The organism is Acinetobacter colistiniresistens (assembly GCF_000413935.1).
GTDB lineage: Bacteria > Pseudomonadota > Gammaproteobacteria > Pseudomonadales > Moraxellaceae > Acinetobacter > Acinetobacter colistiniresistens.
Genome location: NZ_KE340378.1, coordinates 311352 through 333406 on the forward strand (window position 1 = coordinate 311352; position 22055 = coordinate 333406).

At 43.2% G+C, this 22055-nt stretch carries 19 protein-coding genes, 2 pseudogenes and 1 other annotated feature; of the genes and pseudogenes, 9 read left to right on the top strand and 12 right to left on the bottom strand.

Annotated elements, in window-relative coordinates; translation table 11 throughout:
* Nucleotides 1-36: 36 nt before the first annotated feature.
* On the bottom strand, nucleotides 37-1053 hold the full coding sequence (locus tag F907_RS13915; RefSeq protein ID WP_005238533.1) for a CorA family divalent cation transporter: 1017 nt from the start codon (nucleotides 1051-1053) through the stop codon (nucleotides 37-39).
* 167 nt (nucleotides 1054-1220) lie between these two features.
* Here F907_RS13915 and F907_RS13910 point away from each other — a divergent pair, with 167 nt between their 5' ends.
* Both F907_RS13910 and F907_RS13905 read left to right on the top strand, forming a co-directional pair.
* The gene (locus tag F907_RS13910; RefSeq protein WP_005276047.1) at nucleotides 1221-1805 is read left to right on the top strand and encodes an LOG family protein; all 585 of its coding nucleotides are present in this window, start codon (nucleotides 1221-1223) and stop codon (nucleotides 1803-1805) included.
* A 10-nt stretch (nucleotides 1806-1815) separates the two neighbouring features.
* On the top strand, nucleotides 1816-2220 hold the full coding sequence (locus F907_RS13905; protein WP_016651508.1) for an NUDIX hydrolase: 405 nt from the start codon (nucleotides 1816-1818) through the stop codon (nucleotides 2218-2220).
* Here F907_RS13905 and F907_RS13900 read toward each other — a convergent pair.
* Together F907_RS13900 and recG are read right to left on the bottom strand one after the other, a co-directional pair.
* Complete coding sequence (locus F907_RS13900) at nucleotides 2165-2848, bottom strand: ComF family protein (protein ID WP_171068366.1); 684 nt, start codon at nucleotides 2846-2848, stop codon at nucleotides 2165-2167. The two genes, F907_RS13905 and F907_RS13900, sit on opposite strands and share 56 nt — an antisense overlap.
* Nucleotides 2841-4886 (bottom strand): ATP-dependent DNA helicase RecG, encoded by a 2046-nt coding sequence (gene recG, locus F907_RS13895; RefSeq protein WP_016651510.1) that lies wholly within the window; start codon nucleotides 4884-4886, stop codon nucleotides 2841-2843. Before recG ends, F907_RS13900 begins: the two co-directional genes overlap by 8 nt.
* An 18-nt stretch (nucleotides 4887-4904) precedes the next feature.
* On the opposite strand from recG, the gene F907_RS13890 reads away from it, so the two are divergent.
* Both F907_RS13890 and F907_RS13885 read left to right on the top strand, forming a co-directional pair.
* Nucleotides 4905-5723 carry an NAD-dependent epimerase/dehydratase family protein gene (locus F907_RS13890; protein ID WP_016651511.1) on the top strand — a complete coding sequence of 273 codons (819 nt, stop codon included), beginning with the start codon at nucleotides 4905-4907 and terminating at the stop codon, nucleotides 5721-5723.
* A 125-nt stretch (nucleotides 5724-5848) separates the two neighbouring features.
* On the top strand, nucleotides 5849-6832 hold the full coding sequence (locus tag F907_RS13885; protein WP_016651512.1) for a putative solute-binding protein: 984 nt from the start codon (nucleotides 5849-5851) through the stop codon (nucleotides 6830-6832).
* Nucleotides 6833-6872: 40 nt separating this feature from the next.
* Here the strand turns inward: F907_RS13885 and plsB are convergent, their stop codons facing one another.
* Complete coding sequence (plsB, locus tag F907_RS13880) at nucleotides 6873-9419, bottom strand: glycerol-3-phosphate 1-O-acyltransferase PlsB (RefSeq protein ID WP_016651513.1); 2547 nt, start codon at nucleotides 9417-9419, stop codon at nucleotides 6873-6875.
* A gap of 299 nt (nucleotides 9420-9718) precedes the next feature.
* Here plsB and F907_RS13875 point away from each other — a divergent pair, with 299 nt between their 5' ends.
* Nucleotides 9719-10591, top strand: coding sequence for an acyl-CoA thioesterase (locus tag F907_RS13875; RefSeq protein WP_005238548.1), 873 nt, complete (start codon nucleotides 9719-9721; stop codon nucleotides 10589-10591).
* Between the two features lie 130 nt (nucleotides 10592-10721).
* Nucleotides 10722-11963 (top strand): dicarboxylate/amino acid:cation symporter, encoded by a 1242-nt coding sequence (locus F907_RS13870; protein ID WP_016651514.1) that lies wholly within the window; start codon nucleotides 10722-10724, stop codon nucleotides 11961-11963.
* Nucleotides 11964-12018: 55 nt separating this feature from the next.
* On the opposite strand, the pseudogene F907_RS0117865 reads toward F907_RS13870, so the two are convergent.
* The 8 genes and pseudogenes from F907_RS0117865 to F907_RS13830 form a co-directional block, all read right to left on the bottom strand.
* A pseudogene (locus F907_RS0117865) lies at nucleotides 12019-12228 on the bottom strand (metal-dependent hydrolase); the annotation flags it as partial.
* Nucleotides 12229-12268: 40 nt separating this feature from the next.
* Nucleotides 12269-13488 (bottom strand): IS3-like element ISAba19 family transposase gene (locus F907_RS13865; RefSeq protein ID WP_087486619.1). Its coding sequence is split into 2 segments (ribosomal slippage): nucleotides 12269-13212 and nucleotides 13212-13488, totalling 1221 coding nucleotides; the frame shifts between segments, so codons are not numbered across the junction.
* Nucleotides 13097-13213: a sequence feature (AL1L pseudoknot), on the bottom strand. (Overlaps the previous gene by 117 nt.)
* A 19-nt stretch (nucleotides 13489-13507) precedes the next feature.
* A pseudogene (locus tag F907_RS13855) lies at nucleotides 13508-14275 on the bottom strand (metal-dependent hydrolase); the annotation flags it as partial.
* Nucleotides 14276-14407: 132 nt separating this feature from the next.
* The gene (yihA, locus tag F907_RS13850; RefSeq protein ID WP_005276064.1) at nucleotides 14408-15184 is read right to left on the bottom strand and encodes a ribosome biogenesis GTP-binding protein YihA/YsxC; all 777 of its coding nucleotides are present in this window, start codon (nucleotides 15182-15184) and stop codon (nucleotides 14408-14410) included.
* Nucleotides 15185-15268: 84 nt separating this feature from the next.
* Nucleotides 15269-15721: an RrF2 family transcriptional regulator gene (locus tag F907_RS13845; protein ID WP_016651516.1), complete on the bottom strand. Its 453-nt coding sequence runs from the start codon at nucleotides 15719-15721 to the stop codon at nucleotides 15269-15271.
* A gap of 79 nt (nucleotides 15722-15800) precedes the next feature.
* The gene (gene hmpA / locus F907_RS13840; RefSeq protein ID WP_016651517.1) at nucleotides 15801-17012 is read right to left on the bottom strand and encodes an NO-inducible flavohemoprotein; all 1212 of its coding nucleotides are present in this window, start codon (nucleotides 17010-17012) and stop codon (nucleotides 15801-15803) included.
* A gap of 145 nt (nucleotides 17013-17157) precedes the next feature.
* Complete coding sequence (locus tag F907_RS13835) at nucleotides 17158-18705, bottom strand: helicase HerA-like domain-containing protein (RefSeq protein ID WP_016651518.1); 1548 nt, start codon at nucleotides 18703-18705, stop codon at nucleotides 17158-17160.
* 19 nt (nucleotides 18706-18724) lie between these two features.
* The gene (locus F907_RS13830; protein WP_016651519.1) at nucleotides 18725-19918 is read right to left on the bottom strand and encodes a PLP-dependent transferase; all 1194 of its coding nucleotides are present in this window, start codon (nucleotides 19916-19918) and stop codon (nucleotides 18725-18727) included.
* Between the two features lie 167 nt (nucleotides 19919-20085).
* Between F907_RS13830 and F907_RS13825 the strand changes: the two genes are divergently transcribed.
* The 3 genes from F907_RS13825 to rplC all read left to right on the top strand — a co-directional run bounded on the left by F907_RS13825 (nucleotide 20086) and on the right by rplC (nucleotide 22050).
* Nucleotides 20086-20814: a type 1 glutamine amidotransferase gene (locus tag F907_RS13825; RefSeq protein ID WP_016651520.1), complete on the top strand. Its 729-nt coding sequence runs from the start codon at nucleotides 20086-20088 to the stop codon at nucleotides 20812-20814.
* A gap of 227 nt (nucleotides 20815-21041) precedes the next feature.
* Nucleotides 21042-21353, top strand: a complete 312-nt coding sequence (gene rpsJ / locus F907_RS13820; RefSeq protein ID WP_000070912.1) for a 30S ribosomal protein S10 — start codon at nucleotides 21042-21044, stop codon at nucleotides 21351-21353.
* 58 nt (nucleotides 21354-21411) lie between these two features.
* Nucleotides 21412-22050, top strand: coding sequence for a 50S ribosomal protein L3 (gene rplC / locus F907_RS13815; RefSeq protein WP_004657674.1), 639 nt, complete (start codon nucleotides 21412-21414; stop codon nucleotides 22048-22050).
* Nucleotides 22051-22055: the final 5 nt, after the last annotated feature.

Consider the following 22055-nt stretch of genomic DNA (forward strand, 5'->3'; position numbering starts at 1 on the left):
TAGACCTAAAAAAAGCACCATTAGGTGCTTTTTTTATTAAATCCACTTTTTCCAACGGAAATAAATGGTTGGCCCAATTAAGAAGGTCAGTACTAAAGTAATGACAATTCCAAAACTGGTGGCTCCATGTGCAAAAGGCAAAACTTCAGTGTTCATACCATAGATACTGGCGATCAGCATGGGAGGTGCAAGCATGCTGGGTAAAATAGAGAAACGTTTAAAAGTTTCATTCATCTCGGTATTGGCAAAACCAGTGGTAATATCCAGTAAGAATTTGAGTTTTTGAAATAAGAAGGTGTTGTGCTCTAGCAGGGAGCGAACATCCTCACTCATTTCCCGAATATCAGCATCGTAAATATGACTGCCTAAAGCACGTGGCCGGGATAAGAAAGATAAGACACGGCGAAGGTCAGTAAGACAGAGCTGTGCTTTTCCTAACATATCTTCTTGATGTGCCAGTCGTGTAATCATATCGTCTAGATCTAGAATTTGTTCACGATGATGATCGTTTAGAACCTCGGCAGAATATTCTTCTAGATATTTATGCGTATCTTCCAGAATGTCTGAAAGCTCATCGAGTTTGGACTCAAGTAGGCCCAATAAAATCCAGACCGGTTCTTTGTAATCGATACTGTAGTCATTACGCCTTGCTCTAGCCCGGAAGGCGCGAAAGGCGACAAGCTTTTCACCACGCAAGGTGATGAGTTGTTTTTTATCGAGCAAAAAGGCGACGGTATGCACGGTTGCTGCGAGTGTATTCTCGAGATCATCCTGTTCACGGTCAGACTGTAAATTTTTATTCTTTGTTAAAAAATATGTGCTGATATGTAGAATTCCATCATCATCGCGGTAAAATCGTGCAGATGAGGAGATGTCTTCTAGTGACTTTAATGTGGGTAGGTTTCGCTCATAAGCATCAAAGATCCATTGTTGTTCTTCTTGTGATGGAGCAATAAGATCGATCCAAACCAAATCAGGATGGAGGTCGAAACTTCCGTTGATGGTTGCGTCTTCAAGACTACCGCGCTCTGTGGCATAAAAGGCTTCAAGCATGTCTTTTTTCCTTGCGCAGTCCAGGTAAAGTTTCAGTCTGTTACCGAAAGCATGTATTTTAGACAAGGATGAGATGAAAAACACTTGCCTAAACGTTATTTTCACAAAAATTTTGTTACATAGCCTACTTTATCAGCATGACAGTTATATAAAACGGTTTTAATGATATGAATTCAATCTGTATTTTCTGTGGTTCTTCTCTTGGTAATGATCCAATTTATCAACACATGGCACAAGCAACGGGTCAGGCCATTGCAGCACAAGGAAAAACCTTGGTTTACGGCGGTGGTCGTTCGGGCTTGATGGGTGTGGTGGCTGATAGTGCGTTGCAGGCTGGTGGTCGCGTCATTGGTGTGATTCCAAATGCACTGGTTGATCGTGAGCTGGCACACCAAGGCTTAACCGAGTTGCATATTGTCAATAATATGCATGAGCGTAAAACCAAAATGGCTGAATTATCGGATGCTTTTGTGGCATTGCCTGGAGGTGCAGGAACCTTGGAAGAAATTTTTGAACAATGGACGTGGAGTCAGTTGGGGATTCATCAAAAACCTTGTGCATTTTTAAATGTTGATGGTTTTTACGACGACTTGATTAAAATGATCCAAGGCTCTGTAGATCGTGGTTTTAGTCAGGCCCGTTTTGTGGATACCTTGATTGTGGCAGAACAGATTGAAGTGATTCTTGCTGCATTCTCGACTTACCAGCCTGTGACACCAAAATGGATGTCAACGACTGAAATTCAGGCCTGAGGAGCAATTTGTGAAAACCATAACTGTGGCAGCAGCTGTCATTTTGAATGAACAAAATCAATTGTTGTTAGTTCGGAAGCAGCATACTCACGCTTTTATGCAGGTGGGCGGGAAGCTTGAAGCTGATGAAGCCCCCGAGATCACGATGCAACGTGAGATTTTGGAGGAAATTGGCTGTGAATCTGAGATTCAGCAATTTATTGGGCAATTTGAAACCGCTGCGGCCAATGAACCTGGGCATATCTTGGTGAGTTATGTATATGCAGTTGAATTAAAACAGGCACCCCAAATTGCTGCAGAAATTGCAGAAATGAAATGGATTGACTTGGATGATCAAACCACCATATTGGCGCCTTTAACTAAAGAAGTTGTGATTCCATGGTGTCTGCGGCACCGAATGAACGTGTGTGTTTAATTTGGGCGGCTGCTACACAGGCACTGTAAATGTGTTGGCAGCCGAGCTGTTTTAAAACCTCAGATAAAGCACTGATTGAACTGCCTGTCGTGACGACGTCATCGACAATCAGGACGCGACGATAACGAATCTGATTCGGTGCTGCTGCAATAAATTGCTGTTCGATATTTTCTAGTCGCTCTAATCGTGACAAGCCTTTTTGTGAGTGCTGGGCCAAGCGTTGTACAGGTTGCCAGATTGGCACATTCAAGTGCTTGCTTATGGCTTGGGCCAGCAAAAGGGCTTGATTAAAGCCGCGTTCTGCTAAGCGATCAGTTGAAATGGGCATCGGCACAATGGCATGAATTTTGGGCAGTTGCAGTTGCAGCAATAACCCGCTCAATAAGCGTTGATGCTGTAGTTTCTGCTCGTATTTGAATTGTTGAATCATCCGGTCAATCGGATAGTCATAATGGCAGGCGACGAAGATCTGTTGTTGATGACGCTCAATCGATTGTTTTAACCACGGTAGTTGTTGCCAACAGCTTTGACAAACTCCAAAGTGCCGTTTTATCCCAATATCACACAGACTGCATGGGGTGAAATAATCAAACAACTGTTGGGCTGATGTCTTGAGGCGTTTAAACATAAGCATATCTTGGGGCTTCAGGTAGCCAGCGTTTGAGTAGGCCATCGGCATGTTGCGGATAGTCTTTCAGGATCTGTTCAGCCACATAATGTGCTTGCGTGAGTAAGTGGTCATCCCGTTCTAAGCGAGCGACCCGAAAACCCATATCTCCGGTTTGTTTGGTGCCGAGTAATTCCCCCGGACCTCGAATCTCCAGATCTTTTTCTGCAATCACAAAGCCATCATTACTTTCACGTAATATTGAAAGCCGTTCCTGACCATTTTGAGATAAAGGCGTCTTATAGAGCAGGGCGCAGAAGCTAGCAGTTGCACCACGCCCCACTCGACCTCGCAATTGATGCAGTTGCGAAAGGCCTAAACGCTCGGCATTTTCAATGATCATAATCGATGCATTGGGCACATCGACCCCGACTTCAATCACTGTGGTGGCGATTAACAGTTGTGATTCATTATTTTTAAAAGCCTGCATCACAGCTTGCTTTTCATCCGCTTTCATTTTGCCGTGGACCAGCCCGATGTTGATGTCTGGAAAGCGTTCTTTAATTTCCTGATAGGTGGCTTCTGCGGCTTGTGCATCCAAAGTTTCAGACTGTTCGACCAAGGTACAGACCCAATAGGCCTGCTTACCTTCACGACAATTTGTGGCGATGCGTTGTAATACCTGTTCACGCCGATCTAGCGGAATGGTCACGGTTTGAATAGGGGTACGGCCGGGTGGCAGTTCGTCAATAATAGAGGTGTCGAGGTCACCATAGGCACTCATGGCCAGTGTCCGAGGAATTGGGGTTGCGGTCATCACCAGTTGATGTGGCGTAAACTGGTCAGCGCCTTTATTGCGTAAGGCAAGCCGTTGGTCAACACCAAAACGATGTTGTTCATCAATGATTACCAAGCCAAGTTTGGAGAATCCAACCGTGTCTTGGAACAAGGCATGGGTTCCGACAATCAGTTGGGCGTGACCTTCTTTAATTTGTTGTTCGGCGAGCGTTCGGGCTTTGCCTTTTTGTTTACCAGACAGCCATGCGACCTGAATACCTAAAGGTTCAAACCAGCGCTTGAAGTTTAAATAATGTTGTTCAGCTAAAATTTCGGTGGGTGCCATTAACGCCACTTGCCAGTCTGCTTCGAGTGCATGGCAGGCTGCAACAGCTGCAACAAGGGTTTTACCTGCACCGACATCACCCTGCACCAAGCGTAGCATTGGCTGATCCTGTTTTAGGTCTTGCAAGATTTCCTTAGATACTCGTTTTTGTGCATTGGTCATTTGAAAGGGGAGTGCTTCCAATAACTTCTTTGCGAGTATTTTGCTACTACTAAAGCGTGGTGCTGCGATCTGACGGATATAGGCACGTCGTGTCAGCAGGCTGATTTGATGGGCAACCAGTTCTTCAAAAATCAGACGCTGCTGTGCCGGATGTGAACCCTGATTGAGTTGCAGCATATTGGCATCAATCGGTGGCTCATGAATATAGTGTAGAGCCTGTTTCAGTTCATAGCCATTGCTGTATTGACTTGGCAATAATTCGGGCAGGTCATCACTATGATGTTTGAGCGCTTGGCGCACATATTCACGCAGTTTGGGCTGTGTCAGCCCTTCAGTACTGGGATAAATTGCGGTTAGTTGGGTTTTCGGTAAAGCGCTATGCTGCTGGATCACCTGAATTTCAGGATGATATAACTCTAACCCCCGTGCACCAACACGGACTTCACCAAAAATCCGTAACCGTTGTCCCATTTGGATGCGATCAGTGAGACCTTTATAAATATGATAAAAGCGTAAGGTTACCTTGCCAAAATCATCTTGCAGCAATGCTGCGAGGGATTTCTTTTTCCCAGGCGGGAAATCGACTGAGCGGACTTCGCCCTCAAGCAAATAACTACGCCCAACGACCAGCTGATTCATTGGAATAATAGTGCTACGATCTTCATAGTCACGGGGCAGATGAAACAATAAATCATCCGTGCTAAAAATATGAAGCTTTTCTAAGAGGGTCGCTGCGGCAGCACCAACGCCTTGTAATTGCTGAACTGATGTCATCTCTGCTCAAAGGTGTGTATGCATATTTTATTTATTGGTTATGGTAAAACATCTCAGCGTGTTGCTAAACACTTATTTGAGCAAGGTCACCACATTAGCACAATTAGTAGCAGTGAAAAAACAGATTGTTACGCGACGCATTATCTTCAGGATATTCACCAACTTGATTTAACTGGGCTACCGCCTATTGATATGGTGTATGTACTGCTTGCGCCTGCACAAAGTGGGATAGAGGCTTATCAGCAGACTTATGTTGAGACTATCGTGCCGATGGTTGAAGCGCTCAAAACCCATCCTGTACAGCGTATTGTGATTTTATCCTCAACTCGGGTCTATGGTGAAAATGCGGGGGAGCGGATAGACGATGAATCCGAGATTCGACCTGCGGATGCACAAGGACATGTGCTTCGTAAGATGGAGTTATTGTGGCAAGCGCATTATCCTGAGCAAAGTATTATTGTTCGCCCCACTGGAATTTATGGCAGTTCAACTGTCCGATTAAAAAAATTGGCTGAACAGAGCCAGACCTACCCAGCTGTGCATTTTAGTAATCGGATTCATATTGATGATTTGGCCAAGTTTTTAGCTTTATTGATTAACTTATCTAAAGTTGAAAAGAGCTATATTGTCAGTAACAATCAGCCATTAGCCATGCATGAAATTCTGTTATGGTTTCAGCAACAGTTAAATTTACCTGCTTTAAAACTCTTGTCACAACAGCCTACAGGCAAGCGGATTTATGCGACCCGATTAAGTAAAACAGGATTCCGATTTGACCATTTGATTTGCTTTAATGACTATGCAGCGGCGTTATTGGCACATAGTAATGAAGAATAATTAGATTAGACTGTAAAGAACATTTAAAGAGTTGGTATGTATTTTGAATATTAAATACTAACACATTCCGTAAAGGAACCGCCTGTATTGAGCACATGGTTTGCGGCGAGGCGTAGAGGTAATACATGAGAAAAATAATTTGCATGATCCTATTTGGATTGATCACAAGCAGTAGTTGGGCGATAGAGCAGTCATGGTGTGTCTTTGATCCTTTAAATACACAGGGTGATATTAGTCGTCGCTTACAAGATATTCGTCTGTATGCACTACAAAATCAAGTTCAGCTGAAATTTCAAACCTTTAAGGATGAGAGAGAGGCGATACAGGCGTTTGATCAAGGTAAATGTTCAGGTCTGGTCGCGTCGAACTTTAATACCTATCGCTATAATCATTTTATGGGCACAACGGGTGGTATTGGATTGATTCCAAATAATCGTGTTGCTCGTGTATTCCTGCAATTATTAAATAATAAAAATGTTGAAAAGCGTATGGTGGGCACGAACTATGAAGTGCTTGGCATGATCCCGATTGGTACCGCCTATATGATTATGAATACGCAACAGATTAATAAAGTGTCTCAGTTAAAGAATAAAACCATTGGGATTTTGGAGAATAATCCACCACAGCAGGCACTGGTACAGAGTGTTGGAGCCAAACCCGTCTATGTTGATTTTTCTAATGCAGTGGATGCGTTTAAGCAGAAAAAGATTGATATTTTGGCTGCACCTGCCTATGGGATATTGCCGTATAACTTGAAAAAAGAATTTGGTGAATCAACCCAAGTGGTGAACTTTCCTATGGCTTATTTTGCGATGAATATCGTGATTCGGCCACAAGCCTATCCAGTGGATTTTGGTCGACTGATACGGTCTTGGTTTGTACGTAATAGCAATGTGCTGACTGCGCAAGCCATTCAGTGGGAAAATCATTTACCTGCTTATTATTGGGCTGATATTTCAAGCTATGAAAAGCAGGGCTATGATGCCATGGTGCTAAAGATTAGCAAGCGGTATGTCGATTCGGGCTATTACGATGCCTATTTTGTCGAGCTGATTAGACGATTGCGTTGTTTGGATGATCCCAAATATCTGGAATGCCGTAATAAATAGGCATTAAAGAAAAAGGCAACCGAAGTTGCCTTTTTTATGCTTAAGATTTTTTGCGTTTTAAACGACGTTTGGCTTGTTGTGACGCCATGGCTTCTAAGGCTTCTGCCAGCTCTTCATCGCTGAAGGTGGTGATGTGCTGCAACATTTGTAAGGTGGTTTCATCCAACACCAGTTGAGCACCAGCCGCCATCTCACTGAAATTATCCTCGTACTCAATAAAGCCTTTTTCATTGTTACGAATATAATTTTGTTGTGTGAGGACTTTCATAAAGCTTTGGAATAAGGCTTTATCGAAGAACTCAGGTGAGTTGAACTCATACAGTACAGATAGACGTTGACCCAATAAATGACTCAGCTCTTCCACTTGCTTAGTGGAAATATTGCCTGAACCACGTTGCGTGATCAGTGCCAAAGTCATGTAGTAACGCTCTAAACTCTGCTTTACTGGCATCGCCAAGGTCACGAGTTTTTGATGTTCTTCACTATTTGGCGTTGGGCTAAATAAATTGTCTTCATGATCTTGGAAAATCAGACCGATTTTAACTAACGCATCGATATAGCTATCAATTTGCTGCTGTAAGTCGCTCGCTTGCCATTTCATGAACAATTCGGCTTTTAAGAACGGATATAAGGTACGAATCACGTTACTCAAATCGTTCTTGTGGATTTTACCGTTATGTTCAACCAGAGAAGCCACCAATGACGGCAATACAAAGGCATGTAAAATATTATTACGGAAATAGGTGAGCAGAACTGCCTGATTATCTTCAATCGCAATAATATCGCCGAGCACATGTTGAACACGTTTAATCAGCTTGAGTTTCAGACCATAGGCCACGATTTCTTTGCCCGATAATGAAGTGACTTGAGTCCGTTCATCGTAGGGTTGTTGAGTGGCTAAATCGCGATAGATATCCAGTTGCTTGGCGCAAATCTCTTCATCAAGGGTGTGTTTTGGGGTCGCCAATAAAATGAGAGACAACAACGAAACAGGATTGATCACCACAGCGCGGTTAATATTTTCTAAAATCAGGTTGGCTGAATTTGCCACAACATTCGAAATTTCTGTTGTGCTTGGTGTCTCATTGACAAGATGTTCAGCATTATTCTGCTTTAAAATGTCATTCAGGAAGACGGGCTCACCAAAGTTGACATGGACTTTACCAAAGATACGCTCAATTTTACGTAAGGTTTTCACGATACCAAAAATCGATTCTGCTTCTTTCGGTTTACCTTGCATTTCACCGACATAAGTCGACCCTTCCATAAGACGCTCGTAACCAATGTAAGTTGGGACAAATACAATTGGTTTTGCTGGGCCACGTAAATGACCTTGGATGGTCATGGCCAACATGCCTGTTTTTGGCGGCAATAAGCGACCTGTACGCGAACGCCCTCCTTCAATGAAGTACTCAATAGGGGTGTTGCGAGATAAAATGCTGTATAAATATTCTTTGAATACAGAAGTATAAAGTGCATTGCCACGGAAAGAACGGCGAATAAAGAAGGCGCCGCCGCCACGCAATAACTGACCTACAAATGGTAGATTCAGGTTATCACCCGCAGCAATGTATGGAATCATCAAACCGCGTTTATAAATAACATAGGACAATAATAAATAGTCGATATGGCTACGATGGCAAGGGGTGTAGACAATTTCGTAGTCTTTGGCTAATTCACGAATGGTACTGAAGTTATGTACTTCAACGCCGTCATAGAGTTGCGTCCATAAACGGGTTAAGGCCATATCGGCAAAACGGACAGCGGACGCAGAGTAGTCCGATACAATTTCATTGACATAGCCAATGGCACGGCGTTCAGCTTCAAGCATGCTAATTTTATGCTGAATGCTTTCACGGCGAATGGCATCTTGTACTTCGGGTGACTTCACTACCGATTGCATTACGTTACGGCGGTCTGACAAGTCAGGACCAAGCACGACTTCACGTTGTTGATCTAAATAGGTGTCTAAAGAGCTTGCAATGTAGGTTGCTGGTGAAACATTTGGATGGTTGGTCTTGGCATAATCTACCAACTCACGTAAAGATTGTGCTTCATGAAACTCTAAATAAGACTGGCGACCATGCAGGCCGATGTTCATGAGTTGTTTTACTGTGCCCGGTGTTGCCCAGGTATCAGAGAAAAGTAATTTGAACCAAGAATCTTCTTTATCTGGAGAGCGTCCCCACAGTACGGTGACGGGAACCAGTTCAATATCAATCTCAGGGTTTTGCTCAAGTGCTTCAACAAGCTGCAATAAACGGGGAGGAAAGGTTTGGGTATTAAAAAAATTATTTTCGTTATGATGTAAAAAAAGAACTGAGTTTTTTTCCTGATAGCTGCCAAAACTTAAGGGGTCTAGCGCAGGTTTTAAATGCAGCCGACGGGTTTCACCATCGACCACCAAGGCATTACTGCGTGAATAATTTTGTAAAACATAGCAAACTAGTTTATTTGAATCGGTTGTGTTTTGCTCTGTTGAGGTGGATTCTGTAGGAACTTCACCAAGAACATGTGGGGTTACCACAAGGTCAAGTAACTTACTCGAAAGTTGGCGATACATTTGACCAAATCCAGTCTTGGACATTACAAACTCCTAAATAATAATCCTGACAGCAAGTCATGATGAACACGACATTCTGCGATATTCTTACATGAAACGGTATGTTATTTTCTGACAAAATATAGCGTATTTGGTAGATTTTATCGTTAAAAATCGTATTTTTAGCGGTTATAAATAAAGATTGGGATTGTGAATGCATCATTAACGTGACGCATGAATCATTTTATCCTGATCATTGTGCTTTGAATTTGTGGCACAATCAAAATTATCAACCCTGAAAGGAATTGGTTGATCTCTCCTCATTGATGTTGGAAGACTATTACATGAATGCGTTAACTCAAGAATTGGTAGAACTGTTGACTCTGGAAAAGCTGGAAGAGCATATTTTTCGAGGCAATAGCCGCAATTTGGTAGGCAAGCGAGTATTCGGTGGACAGGTGCTTGGACAGGCCTTGAGAGCAGCGTCATATACTACAGATCGTCCTGCACACTCTTTACATGCCTATTTTCTGTATGGCGGCGATGTCAATGCACCGATTATTTATGAAGTTGATCCACTTCGTGATGGAAAGAGTTTTGCCAGTCGACAAGTTCGTGCGATTCAACATGGCCGAACCATTTTTTCTGCAATGGTATCTTTTGCCAATCAGGAAGAAGGGCTGAACTATCAGCATAAAGAGCCGGAATATCCTGCACCTGAAGCATTGAAGTCTGAAAAAGAGCTGAAAGAAAGTCTGATCAATTTTGTGCCTGAAAATGTACGTGCCAGTTTTATGCGTGAACGTCATGTAGAAATTAGGCCGACGCAATTGATTAATCCGTTTCAGCCACAGCCTGAAGCGCCGTTTTATGCGCATTACATTCGGACCCATGATGCGATTCCGCAGGATCTGGATGAGATCTCTTTGCATCAAGCCATTGTTGCTTTCTACTCGGATTTTACCTTGATGACCACGGCATTGCGTCCACATGGATTGTCTTGGATTTCACCGAATTTACAATGTGCCAGCATTGATCACACGATTTACTTCCATCGTCCGCTACGTGCCGATGAATGGATGCTTTACGATATGGAAGCAACCATCAGTGCCAGTTCCCGTGGCTTGAACTTTGGGCGGATGTGGCAAAACGGGCAGTTGGTGTGTAGTACCGTACAAGAAGGTTTGATTCGGCTCAGAGAAATTGAAACCCAGTGAAAAAATGAATCAACACTAAAGCCATCATTCTGATGGCTTTTTTTATCATAAGGATGTGACAAAAAATTGCTCGATTCTTCAACATGGGCATGCCATAGTACGGCTAAGTTACAACGCTTTATCGCATAAAATGAATTTAAATACGCAAATTTTAATTGCAGCTATACTTGGCGTGGCCTTTGGTTTTCTATTGTTGGCCTATCCCCAGACGACATTTGTTGATCACAGTCTCTATGGCTTGGGTATTTTAAGTAGCATTTTCATTGGCTTGTTGAAAATGTTGCTGGTTCCCCTGATTTTTAGCTCGATTGTGGTTGGCGTTTCCAACTTGCAAGCCGGTGGGCAATTCGGCCGAGTCTGGAAGATTACCGCATTAAGTTGTTTTACCACCACGACCTTGGCTTTGATTCTAGGGATCAGCTGTGCGCATCTATTTGAGGTGGGCAAGGGTGTGGATATTCAATTATTCCAAGCCGCGATGGATAGTCATCAAACCCCTGATACGCTAACACCGTCGAGTTTCTTCACCACGTTTATTCAGAATACCTTAATTAATCCGTTTAAAGCCTTTAGTGATGGCAATGTGCTGGCAGTGGTGGTATTTGCCTTATTTGTGGGTGTGGCTTTGGTCAAAGGCGGTGAGCGTTTTGTTCTGGTGCGTAATATCAGCCAACAATTTTTTGACATCATGATGATGCTGGTGGGCTGGGTGATGAAACTTGCGCCGATTGGTATTTTTGCTTTACTGGCAAAGTTGATTGCCACTGAAGATTTGTCGGTGTTGAGTCGCTTGGTTGAGTTTGCCGCGGTGGTGACAGGCACAACCATTTTTCATGGCGTTGTGGTGTTGCCAGTCTTGTTGTGGATTTTTGGGCGCATGAATCCCCTTACTTTTTTTAGAGGGGCGAGAGCCGCCTTGGTGACTGCCTTTGCCACCAGTTCCAGTTCTGCCACCATGCCGCTGAGTATGAAGTACGCGCAGGAAAATTTGGGCGTGCGTCCACAAACTGCGGGCTTTGTCATTCCCTTAGGCACGCAGCTAAATATGGATGGAACAGCATTGTATGAGGCAGCAGCAGCGTTATTTATTGCCAATTTAATGGGTTTGGACTTAAGCCTGACCCAACAACTGATTGTCTGTTTAACCGCCATGATTGCATCCTTAGGCGCACCGGGGATTCCAAGTGCGGGGATGGTCACCATGATCATGGTGCTACAGTCGGTGGGTCTACCTGCGGAAGCGATTGCAATTTTACTGCCGATTGATCGTGTGCTCGATACGGTACGCACCGTGGTCAATGTACAAGGCGATATGATGATTAGTGTTGTGGTTGATCGTTATGCCAAGAAAGCTGAAGCAGAGTCCAGTTGATTGGATGAAATAAAAAAAAGCAGGAAATCATTCCTGCTTTTTTTATATTTAAGATTTAAGCGGCTTGCTGTAAAGCGCGTTTTGCAGCAGGTGAATTATTGAGATAATTCACGGCATCCTGCGTATTGCCTTCTTTGACAGGGTCATACCATGGCATCAGGTAGTCTAACTGTTGTGCCACCAACCATGCTGGGCCGGGTAAGATCTTAGCGTCTTGCAACGCGATCTTTGACCACTCAATCCAGATCCAAGGTTTAAACACACTTTGAACCGTACCGGGTTTGTCGGAGACTTTTTTATTTAAGTTAAGCCACCTGACCTAACGGGTTAATCTTATCATAGTACATTGCTTCAAACTCAAAAGGCGATACATAACCCAGTGCACTGTGTACACGCTTTTTATTGAACCAATCTACCCAGTTTAGTGTCGCAAGTTGTACATCTGCTAAACCTTGCCAATCTGCTTTTAAATATTCAATCACCTCTGTTTTGTATAAGCCATTCACCGTTTCAGCCAGAGCATTATCGTATGAATCACCCGTTGTACCGACTGATGCTCGTAAATTTGCTGCTTCTAAACGATTGGTATAGCGAATGGAAAGATATTGCACACCTCTGTCGGAATGATGAATCACATTCTTTGGCATGCCTCGATCATGCAATGCTTGCTCTAATGCATCAAGCACCATATCTGTATTCATCCGTGTAGATACTTTCCATCCAACAATTGCTCGTGAGAACACATCAATAACAAATGCGGTATATACCCAGCCTGAATGAGTTTGAATATACGTAAAGTCACCCACCCATAGTTGGTTTGGATGATCAGCATTAAAATTACGTTTCACTAAATCATCTGCCCGTTTTTGGTCATCTCGGTTACGGGTGGTTTGTTTATTCTTACCACGCCAAACACCTTGTATACCTAGCTTTTGCATCAATCGAGCAACTGTACAACGTGCAATAACATAACCCTCACGTTTCAATTTTTGCCAAACTTTACGTACACCATATCGACCTGAACTTTCTTTCCAAATTCGTTTAATTTGTTCAGCATGATACTCATCATGTAGATCTCGTTTCGCTCGATGTTCTGGATTGTCAGTGAGATCTAAAGTTCGGTAATAGGTTGAAGGTGCAATCGGTAAAATTCTACAAATCGCTTCAACACCATATCGATCTTTATTGTTATGGATAAAATCCACCATTATTTGTGTGGGCGGTCGAGCTCCGCCTGGGCGAAAAAAGCGGCTGCTTTACGTAGAATTTCATTGGCACGTTTTAATTCTTTAATTTCACGTTCCATTTGCTTCATTTTTTCTTGGTCAGATATCTGTTGTACTTTGGCAGGATTTAGTTGATCCAGATGCTTTAAATACCAAACACGCAATGTTTCAGGAGTACAACCGATTTTAGGAGCAATAGCTGTGATTGCTGCCCAAGTAGAAGGATAATCTTTTTCAGATTCAATTAGTAATTGAACCGCTCTTTCTCTAATTTCGGGGGTATAGTTTGGTTTTGTCATCGGGATAGTCTCTCAGAATATTGACTCTCCGACAAACCCGGTACGGTTCACTTGGCTTTTTCGCTGCAAAGCGCGGATCTTGGCTCATGATATGTGCTGCACCATCGACCCAGAGGCCAAGTACACCAATAATGACCGCAACACTCATGTAGTAACGTGCGATATAACCACCACCCAAATGACGATAGAGGTCAAATGCAACGGTACGGTGTTCAATTTCTTCAGAGCCATGCCATTTAATCAGATCGATCATTTCAGGATCTGCGCCAAGTTCTTGCCAGCGTTTGTTATACAACGCATATTTGCCTAATACACAAGTCATATGCTCAACAGTTGCAATCACACCTAGGCGGAATAAATCCCATTGATGCTCTAAAGCTTTTGGAATCTCTTTATCAAAGGGCTTGTCAGCTAATACTTTGGTAAACAGAAAGTCCATGATGTCGAGATTACGCTGAATATCGATATTACGTTTACTGAGATATTCTTTATTGGCTGAAGTATGCGCAACCGCATGCATTGCTTCCTGACGAATAAAGGCTTGGACATCTTGCTTTAATTTTTCATCAGTAATTTCAGGGAGGACTTTGTTATATAAACGACAAAACCAAAATTCACCGGCAGGTAAGATATTGTTAATTTCATTAATAAAATAGCTGGCAAAAGGCTGGTTAGGAATCCAATCCACTGGTGTATTTTCCCAGTCAAATTTTACTTTGCGTGGGAGGATTTTATAGTCAATCGAAGAACCAAGAACTTTGTTCTTCACAAATGATAGTAATTTCATTGTTGTTTAGTCCTAATCGATAGTGCAATGAACCAACACTAAGCAGTATATGAAAACTACCTAGTGTTTGTGTTTAGCAATTCGGGACAATTAAAAATTATTTTATGCATCAAGTTGCATGAAATGCATTTTTTACTCTTCTAGATCAGTTTCTGAAGCTTCTGGGATCTGATCAAGGTTAAATTCAGCTGGTTGATCAAGGGTGAAATTCAAGCGACCTGCCATCACACTTGCCAGCTCTTCTAAGCCGATACGATTGAGCGAAGAGAATAGTTGAATGGAGAAATCCAGTTTCATCTTTTTCAATTGTTGTTTCACTTCGAGCAAGACTTTATTGGCTGGGCCACGGTTCAGCTTATCCGCTTTGGTGAGCAGGATATGCACAAATAAATGACGTGAATGTGCCCATTCCAGCATCATCAAGTCAAAGTGTTGTAATGGATGACGGATATCCATTAACAGCACCAAGCCTTGTAAGCTCTTACGATGAATTAAATAATTTTCAAGTTCTTTCTGCCAAACAATTTTCATGGCCTCAGGAACTGCGGCATAGCCATAACCTGGTAAGTCGACCAAGCGCTGATCAGGATTGCCTAAACTAAAAAAGTTGATCATTTGGGTACGACCAGGTTTTTTAGAGGCGCGTGCCAATTGCTTTTGATTGGTTAAAGTATTGATCGCACTTGATTTACCTGCATTGGAACGACCAGCGAAGGCGATTTCATAACCCGTATCTTCTACGCACAAAGCCAGTTTCGGCGCACTCATCAAAAATTCAGCTTGGCGTAACCACGTTAAAGACTGAACTGCATATTCAGTTAACGCAGGATCAGCCTTTTTTTCATAACTGATTTTTTGTTTAGGTGCGAGTTTGGCTTTGGTGTCTTTCGATTTTTCACTGCGACGCATAGAAGCTTACTTTTGAATAGAAATAGCAACGACCATTATAAAGGATGTGAGGCATTCGTGCGAATCCTCATCTGCATAGACGGTTTAAGCTTTTTGAATCAGTTCTAAAAAGTCGATATTTGAGCGGGTTGAAGAGGGTAGAATACCGTGTTGTACCACTTCGCCGAGCGTATATTGATCAAGACTTTGATAAAAACATTCAAGTGCCTGATCTAAAATACCTTTCAGCCCGCAGTTGGCACGAAGGACACAGGGAGGGGTATTGCACTCAACGATGTGATGGTTACCTTGTAGGGTTCGAACAATTTCACCGAGCTTCAAGCTCTTGGCTTCAGGGTTTAACCGTAAACCACCGCCTTTACCACGAATGGTGACAATCCAGTGTTGTTTCCCCATGAAGTGCACCACTTTCACCAAGTGATTTTGCGACACATGCAAATCTTCAGCGATATCTGCAATCGTGTACGGTACATCACTTGGGCGAGCGACATACATCAGAATCCTGAGAGCATAATCAGTAAATTTATTGAGTTGCATGGGATTTCACTCAATTGATTGCTAAAAATAGAAAGGGCCAGTCTAACATAGACGAGCCCTCTGCAAAACGTCGCGTGAATTAGCTGAGCTTCACACCACCGGTGCCAAAGGCTTCACTGTGAATATTGGCAGCAGGAATACCTCGTGCAACCAGTGCCTGATGTTGTGCTGCCATAAATGGCATTGGGCCACATAAATAATAGTCGGCATTGCTTGGTAATAAGGCTGCATCTATCGTGCTTAAATCAAGCCGGCCAGCAGCATCATAATCTTGCCCCAGTACATCTTCTGCATGTGGGAATTCATAGGCCGTGAAGGTACTTAAACGAGGGTATTTGGTTTTAACCTCTTCAATGTGTTTCTTCATCGCATGCACTTGGCTGCTACGACAGGCGTGAATGAAGTTAACGGGTTGTGGTAGATCCAGAGTCACCAACTGATTCAGCATGGCAATCATTGGGGTAAGGCCCACACCGCCACTGATAAAGACATTGCGTTTAGTACTGTCAATCAGATAGAAGTTACCTGTGGGTGCAGACACTTCAATCTCTGAACCTTCAGCTAAACTGTGTAAAGTGCTGGATACCCAGCCCCCTGCAAGCTCACCTTTTTCATCTTCACGTTTCACCGAGATACGTAAATAATCCGCTTGTGGGCTGGTTGATAGCGTGTACTGACGCGGTTGTCTTAAGTTTAATTCAGGGACAAACACGCGAACTGAAATATATTGGCCTGCTTCGTAGTGCGGTAATGCGCCGCCATCGACAGGTGCTAAATAGAAAGAGGTGATTTCATCGCTTTCTATGACTTTTTTGGCAATCTTGAAATTACGCCAGCCTAACCAACTGCCTTTCGCTTGTTGGTGTTGATCATAAATCGCTTTTTCAGTGCTGATAAATAAATCTGCCAATTGGCCGTAGGCAGCAGCCCAAGCTGCGATCAATGGATCTTCCATCGAGATGCTCAGTACTTCACTGATTGAATGCAGCAGGTTTTCACCGACAATGCTGTAATCGGGAGCTTGAATATTCAAGCTCACATGTTTATGTGCAATCATTTCAACCACAGGCAATAGTACCGAAGGGTCTTCGATATTTTCAGCATAAGCCAACACTGCGCCAGCCAATGCCTGTGCTTGAGCACCGCTACGCTGATGACCCATATTAAAGGTTTCTTTTAATTCGGGATGATTGCCTAACATACGGTTATAAAAGTATCCAGTCAGCGCAACACCATTTTCACGTAGAACAGGAACAGTGGCTTTTACAAGGTCAATTTGCTGTGGAGTCATGGGTGATCTCTCTTGGCGATTGTTTATAAGATGTATTTAAAATACATCTTATAAGATGTATTTGCAATGCATATTTAAACAAAAGCCATAAAAAAATTAAGGGATAATAAATTATCCCTTAATTTTTAATCAGATATAAGGTTTTTTATTTGCCAAATAAAGAGCCGAGTAAGCCACGGACAATTTTTTGTCCTGTAGTGCCACCTAGGCTGCGTGCAGCGCTTTTGGCGAAAGTTCCGACGATATCTTGAGTGAGCTTTTCACGATCACGTTGGGATTTTTCAGCAGCTTTTTGTTGCTCGCGCGCAAAACGTTCTTGTTCTTTGGCTTGTTGCTTGGCCAAAGCATCCTGTTCTTTACTTTGCTGTTTGGCTAATGCGTCGGCCTCTTGTTGTTGAGACTGTTGCAGTACTTTCTTTTGCAGCATTTCATAGGCACTGTCTCGATCTACTGCTTGATCATAGACCCCTGCGACAATACTTTGCCCAATAATCACTTGGCGTTCTTCTGGAGTAATTGGCGTAAATGAAGAGTAAGGGGGCATGACCCAGCCGCGTTCCACGATTTGTGGTGTTCCTTGTTCATCGAGGCAGCTAATCAAGGCTTCACCGACTGCGAGTTCGGTAATCGCTTGATCAACTTTAAACTCTGGATTGGCGCGGAAAGTATCCGCTGCAGTTTTGACTGCTTTTTGATCTTTTGGGGTGAAGGCGCGTAAGGCATGTTGTACGCGATTCCCCAATTGTCCTAAAACGCTTTCTGGCAAATCCAGCGGATTCTGGGTGATAAAATAAATCCCTACACCTTTAGAACGGATCAGGCGGACCACTTGTTCAATCTTTTGCTGTAAGGCTGGGCTGGCATTATCAAACAATAAATGGGCTTCATCAAAGAAGAACACTAACTTCGGTTTGTCCATATCGCCGACTTCAGGGAGTTGCTCAAACAGTTCCGACATCATCCACAATAGGAACGTGGCATACAGCTTAGGGGTATTCATCAACTTATCAGCAGCGAGAATGTTGATATAGCCATGACCATTGGTATCGGTTTGAATGAAATCGAGGATATTCAGGCTTGGCTCGCCAAAGAACTGTTCACCACCTTGATCGCCTAAAGCCAGTAAATTACGTTGGATTGCACCCAAACTGGCAGGAGAGAGGTTGCCATATTCTGCTTTAAGCTCAGAGGCGTTTTCACTGACGTAACTCAGCATGGATTTAAGGTCTTTGAAGTCAATCAGCAGTAGACCTTGATCATCGGCAATTCGAAATACAGCTGAAAGCACACCTTCTTGGGTGTCATTCAGATTCAGCATTTGTGCCAAAAGGAGAGGGCCGATTTCTGAAATGGTGGTGCGAATCGGATGACCTTGCTGACCAAATAAATCCCAAAAAATGACAGGCGCAGCGGCAAAAGGAATGGATTCTATCTGCAGGCTTTTTAAGCGCTCATCAAACTTGGGATTACTGCTGCCTGCTTTGGCAAGACTAGATACATCGCCTTTGGCGTCAGCAAGAAAAACAGGGACACCGAGACGAGAAAAACTTTCGGCCATGACTTTGAGTGTGACGGTTTTACCTGTTCCTGTGGCACCCGCAATCAGGCCGTGTCGGTTTGCAAATTTAGAATGCAAAACAATATCTTGTGTCGTATCTGTGGTTTTTTTAGCAATAACGATTGGTGTACTCATTCTTCACCTGTTTCTAATTTCATTCGAGCTGTTTTAGTGCGTTTTGGATATCTTGAATTAAATCTTCTGGATGTTCTAGTCCTATACAGAAGCGAACCAATAAACCTTGTTGTAAATGTGTATTCTCTAATGTGCGTATCTGTTTGAGGTCATACAGCATGACTAGACTAACAGGGCCGCCCCAACTAAACCCAAGTTTAAATAGTCTTAAGTTGTCACAGAATTTTCGAATTGCAGCAAGATCATATTCAGCTTTGAAAATGACACTGACCAAACCTGCACTTTTGCCTGTAGTACAAATCTCGCTCCAGAATGAATGACCTGCTGCATCTGGTGAACTCGGATGTAAAACCTGACTGAACTGAGGTTGTTGCTTGAGCCAATCAAGCAGGATCTGCGCATTCTGAGCTTGTTGCTCATAACGTAAAGACATATGTGCCAGACTGCGCTGAATCTGTGCAGCATCATCCCCTGAAATTGCAATGCCTTGAATCGCATGCATGCGAAACAGTTTGTGATGTAGTGCTTGGTCACGGGTCACGACTGAGCCCATCAGGATATCCCCCCCGCCACTTGGGTATTTGGTCAATGCATGCACGGTGATGTCTACGGATAGATGCTCATCTGAAAAATCAAAGGCATTAAATGCCAGTCCAGCGCCCCAGGTATTGTCCAGTGCGGTGAGCACCTTGGCTTGTTGGGCTTTTTTGACCAAGTTTTTTAAATCGGGAAATTCGAGTGTGACCGATCCTGCTGCTTCGAGCCAGATCAGTTTGGCTTTTTCGGTCGGTTGAAAGCTGTCAGCGTCAACAGGGTTGTATATTTTAACCGTGATGCCATAACGGTCTTGCAAGTTGTTTAAATGTTCCAGATTAGGGCCATAGATATTGTCTGCCACCCAAACCTCATCACCCGAAGTTAAAAGTGCACTATTCACGAGATTAATCGCGGATAAACCACTCGGTGCAAGCAGGCAATAGCGACCGCCTTCAATTTGGGCAATATTGTCTCCTAAAGTAAAGGTGGTTGGTGTGCCATGGGTGCCGTAACTATAGTCATAAGCATCAGTCCAATGACGATCAAAAAGGTGCGCTGTGCTTTTAAAAATAATCGTCGATGCACGAAATAGGGGAGGTTGAATGGTTTCAATGTATTGAGGGGCTTGTCTAGGTGCATGAATCAACTGGGTTTGTGATTTATTGTGTGTTGTCATAGGGCAGAATCAAATCAAGATAATGAATTAGGTTAAGAGAAAATCGGACAGGCGACTAGTACTTTGCTGCTTTTGTGCTGAATCGTTACAGATTAAAGCAATCGTTAAAAACTGGCTTTATTTTTGCTAAGACTAATCATCATTCTAACGATAATAGGTTTTAGCGCATGAAGTCGCATTTAAGAGTACATTATTTTCAGCACATTGCTGGCGAAGGTTTTGGCAGTTGTTATGACTATTTGAAAGCACATCAAGCAAAAATTACCGCAACCGAATTTTTTGCCTTACCCGTTGATCTGCCACTGGAGCTGGAAGCCCTGCCGCGTGTAGATGAGGTTGATCTACTGATTATTATGGGGGGAACCATGAGTGTGAATGATGAGGTAAATTATCCTTGGTTGAGACTGGAAAAGAGATGGTTGCGCCGATATTTGGCAGCAGGAAAACCTGCGATTGGTCTATGCCTGGGTGGGCAGTTGATTGCCAATGCTTTGGGGGCGGCAGTGGGCCGTAATCCACATCAGGAATTAGGCTGGATGGATGTTGGGCGTGCTTCGCATGTGCCAGACGACTATTTTCAGATTCCGGAGCGGTTGAATATTTTACAATGGCATAGTGAGACCTTTGAAATCCCGAAAGGTGGGATTCGTCTGGCAGAGAATAAAGTATGTCGCAATCAAATGTATCAAATTGGACGGAATGTATTGGGATTTCAATTTCATCCGGAAATGACGCCTCATGCATTGGCATTGTTAATTGAAAATGAAGAGGAGATGGCTGTTTTTAATGGTGCATATGTACAGCCAATGTCTGAATTAAAAAGAACTTTGAAAAATAAATTTGAGCAAGGCAATCGTTTGTTGAATCAGGCAATTGATTATGTCGTGAGTGCTTGAATGGAGAAAATGCTTAAAAAATGAAAAGAGGAATTGCATAAGACTTAAACAATCGTTATAATGGGCGACCCTCAAATGGAGGGCGTTCACTACGAAGAAAGTAGTCAACGCATTACAGTCGTGGCATCGATCACGACCATAGTGATTTTCACTGCCCTTGACACTTACCAAAAAGGTGAGGTGCGTCATGGGTGATTCTTTATATATTTGGCTTGGAGTTTACTGGTATGTCTAACCAGAGAATTCGTATCCGTTTGAAGTCTTTTGATCATCGTCTGATTGATCAATCTGCTCAAGAGATCGTAGAAACCGCTAAGCGTACTGGCGCACAAGTGTGTGGTCCAATCCCGATGCCTACTCGCATCGAACGCTTCAACGTTCTTACTTCACCACACGTCAACAAAGACGCTCGTGACCAGTATGAAATCCGCACTTATAAACGTTTGATCGACATCGTTCAACCAACAGATAAAACTGTTGATGCATTGATGAAGTTAGATCTTGCTGCTGGTGTAGATGTTCAGATCGCTTTGGGTTAAGGCTTTCGGTTGATTAACTTTTAAGTTAATTAGGCCGCTTTATTAGAGGTTTATGCACATGGCTATTGGTTTAGTCGGTCGCAAATGTGGTATGACTCGCGTCTTTACAGATGCTGGTGTATCTGTACCTGTTACAGTTATCGAAGTCGATCCAAACCGCATTACGCAAATCAAAACACTTGAAACTGATGGTTATCAAGCAATTCAAGTAACTACTGGTGAACGTCGCGAATCGCGCGTAACTAACGCTCAGAAAGGTCACTTCGCGAAAGCGGGTGTTGCTGCTGGTCGTTTAGTTAAAGAGTTCCGTGTTACTGAAGCTGAGCTTGAAGGCCGTGAAGTGGGTGCTTCTATCGGTGTTGATTTGTTCACAGTTGGTCAAATTGTTGACGTAACTGGTCAATCAAAAGGTAAAGGTTTCCAAGGTGGTGTTAAGCGTTGGAATTTCCGTACGCAAGATGCTACTCATGGTAACTCTGTATCTCACCGTGTATTAGGTTCTACAGGTCAAAACCAGACACCTGGTCGCGTGTTCAAAGGCAAGAAAATGGCTGGTCACTTAGGTGACGAACGCGTAACAGTTCAAGGTCTTGAAATCGTATCTATTGACGCTGAACGTTCTGTTTTAGTTGTTAAGGGTGCTATTCCTGGTTCAACTGGCGGTGACGTTATCGTACGTCCTACCATCAAGGCCTGAGGGGA